Raw genomic sequence first — 7,798 nt, 5'->3', positions numbered from 1 at the left:
CGCCTGCGGCGAGAAGGTCGCCCCGACGATCCGACCCCGCTTGGCCAGCGGCGCCACGACCACCTCGTCCGCGCGGAAAGCCCGCGGCCGGCCGGACGGCTCGGTCCCGTGCAGCAGGCCGGCCGCGGTCTCGACCGGAGCGGCCAGGGTCGCTGCGGTCGGTGCGAGGCGCAGGATCGGGTCCCCGGACGACGTCGATCGGCCGACCGACGGCCGTGGGTGGTCGAGGCCGCGGCTGTGGGACGACGCGCCGGCCAGCACCACCCGGCCGGGCTGGGGCTCCGTGGTGGACTGCCGCCAGGCACCCTGCCCGGACACGTGCACCGGCCGGTCGAAGCCGAACACGTGGGTCAGCTCCTGCTGGAAGTCCTCCACCGGACGGGGCGCGCGGCCCAGTCCGGCCGGGCTGCTCGGCTTGGCCAGCAAGGTGATCGAGCCGACCGGGCCCGCCGCGCCTGCCGCGAGGAACGCCTCGGACCGTGCCACCACGTTGGCCAGCGCGGGTGCTTCGACGAGCAGCGTCCGGCCGTCGGCGAGCCGGAGCCGGAACCGGCCGTCCACGGTCGCGGCGTCCACGAGGAAGGAGTCGTGGTGCGCCACCGGGATGTCCACGGCGCGGTTGGGCCGGAACGACAGGCCGATCGTCCTGCCGTCCCGCACGAGCGGGGTGGCGTGGACCTCGCCGGAGGTGAAGTGCCGGGTGCGGCCGGCGGAATCGGCGCCCAGCAAGCCTGCCGAACCGGAGGAGAAGACCCGCCAGCGACCACCGTCACGGACGCCGATCCGCGACGGCCGGCGCGGCCCCGGCAGCTCTCCGGAAAGCACACTGCGGATCCACCGGGTCGCCTTGTTGCCTCGGGCGTAGTTCGGGTCCTGCCACATGTCCACGATCGCGGTCGCGCCCACGACCGGCTGCTTGTGGCCGAACTCCGACTCCAGGGTCCGCTGGAACTCGAACGCCACCCCGCCCGGACGGGCGTCGGCCCCGCCGTAGCAGACCAGCAGTGCGATCGCGCGCGCGTCGTCGGCGCCGACGACGGCGCGGAACGGCTCCGAGACGGCGACCAGTTGGGCGAGCGTCTCGCCCGTCACGCGCACCAGTGCGCCGTCCCGCAACCGCACCCCCACCGACTCCGGCTCCCCGTGGGTGCTGACGAAGAACGGCTCGTCCGGCCACGGCGCGGGGGCACGGCGAACGCCATGGCCCCAGCCGAGCTCGAACACCGGCCGGACGCCCTCGCCGAAGTAGTGCGTGGTCTCGTCGACGGGCACGTACCCCTTGGCCCACCGGCGGTCGAAGCGCAGCTCCCGGTCGGCCAGGAAACTCACGCCGATGGTCTTCCCGCGCCGAACCAGCGGGTGCGTCAGCACGTCCGTGTGCTCGAACGCGCGGATCTCCCCGTTGTCGGCCAGCCCCAGCAGCCGGCCCGGATCCGGTCGGGTGGCCGGCGGCGCCAGGTCGCGTGACGTGTGTTCGAGGCTGCGGAAGCCGAGGAAGAAGCCCGTGGCCCGCGCCGAAGGAGTCCCAGCCGCCGTTGGAGCGCAGCCGGCTTCGGGTGCGTCGGGGCACGAAGGCCGAGAACGCGCTGTCGGTGTTCGGCCGGGCCGTCCGCGGCCGCCGCGGACCGCCGTCCGTCGCGACCGGCGAGTCCGGCTCGGGGTCGTGCAGGCCGAGCGCTTCCAGGCTGGCGCGGTCGACCTCGATCAGGATCGGCTTGTCCGGCGCCGTCCGCACCGGGTGGCTCCACTCGGCCGGGGCCCGCTTGGACCGGTAGGCGGGGGTGAGTTCCCAGACCGGCCGGACCCGAACGAGGTAGCGGCGGTCGCCGTTGTCCTCGCCCGGCTTCCGGTCGGTGCTGGCGATCGTGGCGGCGTCCTTGACCGACCACGGCAGGATGGGCACGGTGGCGTCCACCAGCGGGACGGTGGGCCGGCTCCGGACGTGGTCCACGGTGACCGCGCGGACGTCCGCCGCGATCGCGACGCTCACCTCGCCCCGGCGGTCGGCGGTGATCTTCACCTCGCGGTCGGTGCGCAGTTCCTGTTCGATGGGCTTGTCGAGGACCCGGAGCAACTGCCGGCCGACGAGGTCGAGCTTGATCCTGACGGTCGACACCGCGTCGCCGCTGACCTTGATGACGTAGCCGTGCTCGGACAGCAGGACGGGCAGGTTCGTCCGCAGCGCGGTGGTGCTGCCCGTGGCCCGCACCTGGTGTGCCGCCCGCGGGCGCAGGCCGGGCCGGCCGTCCCCGCCGGAGATGACCGTGTCCATGGCGTGGCGCAGTTCGGGGGCGGCAAACGGCCGCACGACCAGGACGGCCTGCTCGGGCAGGCCGTCGCGCTCCTCGCGCTGCCGCCAGTCCGCGAACGACCCGTCGACGCTGTCGAGGATCCGCTCCGCCTCGGGGTGCGGCGCGATGGCGTCCTCGACCGGCACCGTCGAACGGACGGCGCCCGCCAGCGAGAAATGAGTGGTCCACACCTCGTCGACCGGCCGCGGCCCCGGCTTCGGCAGCCACCGCGGCAGCACCTTGGCGTAGTGGCCGGGCCGGGCGTACGGGTACACGTCCATGGTGACGTGCAGGTCGTGCACGAACTGGGCGACCGGCGCGGACCGTTCGGCCTTCACGCTCTCCCGCCGGACCAGGTTCACCTCGGTCTTGGTGCCGGCGCGGTGGGTGAGGCCGGGCCCGCCGGCCAGCAGGCTGCCCGGCTTGCCCTTCTTGCTGATGTTGCCGAGCAGCCGCAGCCCGGCGTCCCAGCGCCAGCGGCTCAGGTCGCTGGTGCCGGCGACGTGTTCGGACTCCAGGCTCATCGTCTCGGCGGCCTCGTCGATCGTCCGGTGGTACCGGCCCTCCCCCAGCTCGGCCCGCAGCACGACGGCCTGCTCGACCTTGCCGAACGGGGTGGCGCCCTCGACGAAGATCGTGCGTCCGCCGGTGAGCATGTCCTCGATGGCGGCGTCGGCGACGGTGCCCGCGAGCGCCGGCCCCAGCACGTCGTGCACCAGGCGCTCGTTGACCGGCTCGAACGGGTGCCGCGGCAGCAACCGGCCGTGCCGACCCGCCAGGGTTTTCAGCGCCAGCTCCAGCCGGCTGGACGACAGGGCCCCGCCGCGATGCTCCGTCCAGTGCCGCAACCGGTCCTCGATCTGGCGGACCAGCTCGACGCCGGCCGCCAGGCGGTACAGCTCGACCTTGCCCACGCCACGGCCGATGTCGGCGGGCGCGGCCACCGGCGGGTGGTCGTCCTCGGCGGCCGGCTGCTGCGCCGGCTCGGTCCGGCCGCGGGCCGAGTCACCGCGCTCGGAGCCCTCCGGGATGGGGCTCAGGCGCCCGACGTCCACCGACCGGCGCGCGTCCACCTCGGCGACGTCCATCTCGGCGGCGTCGCGGCGGTAGCGCTCGGCGTCGGCCGGGTCGAGCTTGGCCAGCTCGTCGTCGGACAGCACACCGACCCGGTGGATCTCGTGGGCGGGCACCCACACTCGCGCGGCGTCTGGCACCTCGACCCAGCGCTCACCGCGGAACGAGTCGTGCTCGCGCCAGAACCCGACCACGTCGCCGAAGTTGCGGCGCACCACCGCCCGCAGCTGGTAGGTCGCGTCGAAGCTGACGAGGTAGGCGCGTTCGGTGTGCTCGCGCTCGGCTCGCACCGGCCCGCGGCCGGTCACCAGAATGCCGTCGGTGTGCGCCTTGCCGACGCCGAGGCCGAGGTCGGCGCCGGTGGAGAACACGCCCCTGACGGGCTCGGTGCGGAAGACGCTGAAGCGCGCCTTGTACTCGGCGGAGGTCTCGGCGAGGTTCTCCCTCGACGACTCGGCCTGGCCCGTGCCGCGGAACGTGTGCGCGTCGTCCTCGGCGATGATCCGCGGCGCACCCAGTCGGGTGCTCAGGTCGACCCTCGCGGTGTGCTCTTGGCTGCCCAATAGCCCCGGGGAGCCGTGGGCCTTGAGCCGCAACGTGTCCTGGAACACCACGGACCGCTCGAAGCGGCCGGCGCGCGCGACGGGACCGGCGAACTCCTCCAGCGCGTCCAGGGCGGCGTTGCGCTCGTCCAGCTGGCCGGGTTGCCGGTCCGCGATGTGGCGTCCCCTGTGCTCGTCGAACCGTGCGGGTCGCTCGCCGGTGAACGGGACAGCGAGGGCGCGCACCCACCCACCCTTCCTCGGGACGCCGACGAGCTGCGCCATCGCGGCGCGCAGGCCGGGCACCGGCTTGAGCGCTTCCAGCTCGAAGTCGCGCGGCAGTTCGCCGAGGGAACGGTCGCGCTCGGCGGGCAGCGGGCCGTCGTGCCAGCGGCCGGCCGCACCGGCGTGGTCCGGTTCGGCACCGGAACCGGGCCGGGTCTCCAGCCCGCCCCGCAGCGGGACCTCGATCTCCACGGTTCCCTCGCTGTGCACGAGCCGGCGGGCCGGTTCGTGCCCCTCCCGCCAGGCGGCGGTGTCCAGCCGAGACCAGCGGCCACCGACCCGGACCTCGAAGCGGGCCGGATAGACGAACCGGTGCGTCTCCTGGTCCGCTGCGGTCCTCCGCTCGACGCCGACCTGCTGCGCCACCTTGTCGACGTCGCGGTCGATCCGGTCCCGGCTCAGCGTCAGGCTGCCACCGGTGGACACGGCACGAACCTTGCGCGTGGGGTCGCCGGCGGCATGGTCCCCAGCCGCCGGCGAGGAACCATCGGTGCTGGCGGGCTCCTTGCCGGCCGGGCCCCCGTAAGCCGAGGCGGTCAGCCCGAAGCCCCGCTCGGCCTCCTTGGTCACGTCGAACGGAAATGGGTGTGGGTCAGCGAACGAACCCAGTCCACGGTCCGCGAGGGCACCTCGCCGACGTGCCGGCCCCGCGACCGGTCCAGGACGCCACGCACGAACAGGTCGGGAGCGTGCTTGCGCCAGGCGCTGAGCGGGAAGCGCGCGCCGTCGCCGTTGACGATCTCGCGCGCGTGATCGTCGAGGAACGTCCGGAACCGGTCGGCGAGCCGAGGCACGTCGGCGGCACGGATCGCGCCGGCGGCCAGCAACTCGTTGAGCGCCTGACCGACAATGGTGTCGGCGGTGGCCCGGTCGAGCCGGAAGCGGGCGCCGAGCCGGTCCGGCACCTCGAACCGGTCACCGCCCGGCGGGTCGGCCGGCGCCCCGGGCATCTCGTCCTCGGGCATCTTGTCCTCGGGCCGGAACCACGCGGTCGCACCCCCATCGACGGTGATGGCATGCGCCGGCGAGCGCCCGCCGCCGTCCATCTTGACGACGTAGGTCAGGTCGGTCCGGAGCCGGTCCAGATCGCCCTTGTAGCTGAACTTCAGCTCGCTGCCGTGCCGCTCCGCGACGCTGCCGGCCGTGGCCGTGTTGTCGAAGCGGTTCCACAGCACGCCCGCGTAACCGCCGGTGGCCTTGCTGAGCAGGCCGACGGCGAGCGTGAGGCTGAAGCCGTGGCGGCGGGTGTAGGCCTGGGCGGCGACGGTCTCGCCGCTGGCCCGCTCGGTCCGGCTCACCGAGGCGCCGGCCAGCCTGCTGGTCTCGCCCGACCAACCGGGCACGCCTTCGCCCCTGGCCTCGGCGACGTCGCCGCGAGCCCGCAGCGCCAGGATCACTTCGGCGGGCCTGCCGCCGTTGAACGCGAAGTGCTCGCGCACCGCCCGGCCGCCGAGCAGCTCCGAGGCCATGGCCGGCAGTTGCTCCAGCCACGCGCGGAAATCACGGACCGCCGGGTCGTTGACGCGCAGGCCGGCCTCGGACACCACCGTGCGGTAGAGGTCGCCGATCCCGGTGAACTCGGCGTGCTCGAGCGCCTCCACCCGCATCCTCGGCAGCTGCGCCCGCGACGAATCCGGAAACTTCGGCCAGGACAGCGTCATCGGGACGTCGTGGTGACCGACGCGCTCCGTCCGGCGCCGCGACAGCCAGCCGCCGCGCTCGCCGACCGTGATGCGATAGGTGACGTCATGCTCGGCGAAAGTGGCCGGGACGTCCGTCTCCTCCAGTTTGAGCTTGGTCTCCCGGGAGGTCTTGGAGCTGAGCTCGGACTCACGCGCGTTGACCAGGCCGCCCAGTTTCGCGCCGACCACCAGCCACGGAATCGGCACCCGGACGGACCGGGCGTCGGTGGCGACCGTGGCGCGGGCCGTGCCGATGGAGGTCTTCACCGGCCCCTGGACGTGCTCGTGCCGGAACTTGCCCGTCTTCGGCTCGGAACCGTCCGGCGTGGGCGCCTCACCGGCGGCCGTCTCCTCTGTTGGGCGAGGCGGCCTCGGCTTGCCGACCGACACCGCTTCGATGGTGACCTCGGCCCCGCGGCTGCCGCGCGTGCCGAAGTCGACGACCATGCCGCCGTCGAACGCCTGGGGAAGGTACTGCTTGAGGCTCTGGTCGGAGAACACCGAGTCGACCAGGCGTCGCAGCATGCTGTCGTCGCCGCGCGCCTTCCTGCCCAGCAGCTTCGCGATCTCGTCGCGTAGCCCCGCGCCGTCGATGTCGCCCTCCACCGCCGGGCGGTCGCGCCGCGCCCGCTCGGCCAGCTCACCGGGGCCGAGGAGGTCCAGGCCGCCGAAGTCGTCGGCGCAGTGACTCACTGTATACCCCAACCGACAGCGGTCTGAGAGTAGCCCCTGGACGTGCTCGCACCGGAATCGGCGAGAGTCGGCTCGGAACCGTCGGCGTGGGCGCCTCACCGGCGGCCGTCTCCTCTGGGGCGAGGCGGCCTCGGCTTGCCGACCGACACCGCTTCGATGGTGACCTCGGCCCCGCGGCTGCCGCGCGTGCCGAAGTCGACGACCATGCCGCCGTCGAACGCCTGGGGAAGGTACTGCTTGAGGCTCTGGTCGGAGAACACCGAGTCGACCAGGCGTCGCAGCATGCTGTCGTCGCCGCGCGCCTTCCTGCCCAGCAGCTTCGCGATCTCGTCGCGTAGCCCCGCGCCGTCGATGTCGCCCTCCACCGCCGGGCGGTCGCGCCGCGCCCGCTCGGCCAGCTCACCGGGGCCGAGGAGGTCCAGGCCGCCGAAGTCGTCGTCCGGGCCGCGATCCCGTGTGCCAGCACCGTCTTCGGCCTCGGTGATCTCGTCGGCAGCGTGGTGGGCCTGGTGCGGCGCCTGCTCGGGGGTGGAGGCGGCCAGGGTGAGGGCGGGCTGGGTCAGGGCGGGTCGGGCGCTGCCACCCGGCAGGTGGCGGAACGGCTCCGCCCCGGCCACGAGACGGGCCGCCAGCTCACCGTCCACGAGCACCGAGGACTGTGCCGGCCGGGCACCGTCGATGACCGGCACTGGCAGCGGTCCGACGACCAGCGTCCGCCACGCGCCGGCGTCCTCCAGTGCCGCACGGTCGATTCCCAACGCACCGGCCAGCGACGGGGCCTCGGTCGACCAGCGCAGCACCGCGAATCCGTCCAGCCACGCCGACCGGTGCGCCCCCAGCAGATCAGCGAGCGGACCGCTGTCGAGGCCCTGCGCCGACCGGGTCACCACGGTCACGTCGATGAGCCTGCCGTTGTGCTCCAGGAGGGCGAACTCCGTGCCGTCCGCGGGCAGGCGGAGCTGTGCCCCACGGGCAGGCACGATCGAAACCGGCTCTGCCACGGGGTTCTCGTCGCCAAGATGGTCCATACCGGACTCGTCGACATGCTGGTCGTCCCGCTCCGGGGAACGCACTGCGTCCGGCGAGGTCAGTGCGTCCGCCGCGCCGGGCACCGGCTCGTGCGCGGGCGTAATGACCGGCAGGTCACGGCCCAGCCACTGATGGAGCGCACGCTCGAAGGCAGCCGCACCATCCGACAGTGCACCACCGCACCCGACAACGCCACGCCCGC

The 7,798-nt window shown here is 73.8% G+C and carries 4 protein-coding genes; all 4 read right to left on the bottom strand.

Annotated features, from left to right (window positions below; all coding sequences use genetic code 11):
* Positions 1 to 825, bottom strand: an 825-nt coding sequence (locus KUTG_RS64860; RefSeq protein WP_232241352.1) for a hypothetical protein, incomplete at its 3' end; no start/stop codon positions are given.
* Complete coding sequence (locus KUTG_RS48600) at positions 770 to 4,762, bottom strand: hypothetical protein (protein ID WP_043726755.1); 3,993 nt, start codon at positions 4,760 to 4,762, stop codon at positions 770 to 772. The genes KUTG_RS48600 and KUTG_RS64860, both read right to left, overlap by 56 nt.
* The gene (locus KUTG_RS48595) at positions 4,759 to 6,567 is read right to left on the bottom strand and encodes a hypothetical protein (RefSeq protein ID WP_043726754.1); all 1,809 of its coding nucleotides are present in this window, start codon (positions 6,565 to 6,567) and stop codon (positions 4,759 to 4,761) included. Before KUTG_RS48595 ends, KUTG_RS48600 begins: the two co-directional genes overlap by 4 nt.
* Positions 6,568 to 6,662: 95 nt before the next feature.
* Positions 6,663 to 7,798: hypothetical protein (locus tag KUTG_RS48590; RefSeq protein WP_232241351.1), on the bottom strand; the 1,136-nt coding region annotated here is incomplete at its 5' end.

This window comes from Kutzneria sp. 744 (assembly GCF_000568255.1).
In the GTDB taxonomy this organism is placed as follows: Bacteria; Actinomycetota; Actinomycetes; order Mycobacteriales; family Pseudonocardiaceae; genus Kutzneria.
Note: the sequence above shows the minus strand (reverse complement) of the source record. Positions and strands in the feature narration are given on the sequence as shown.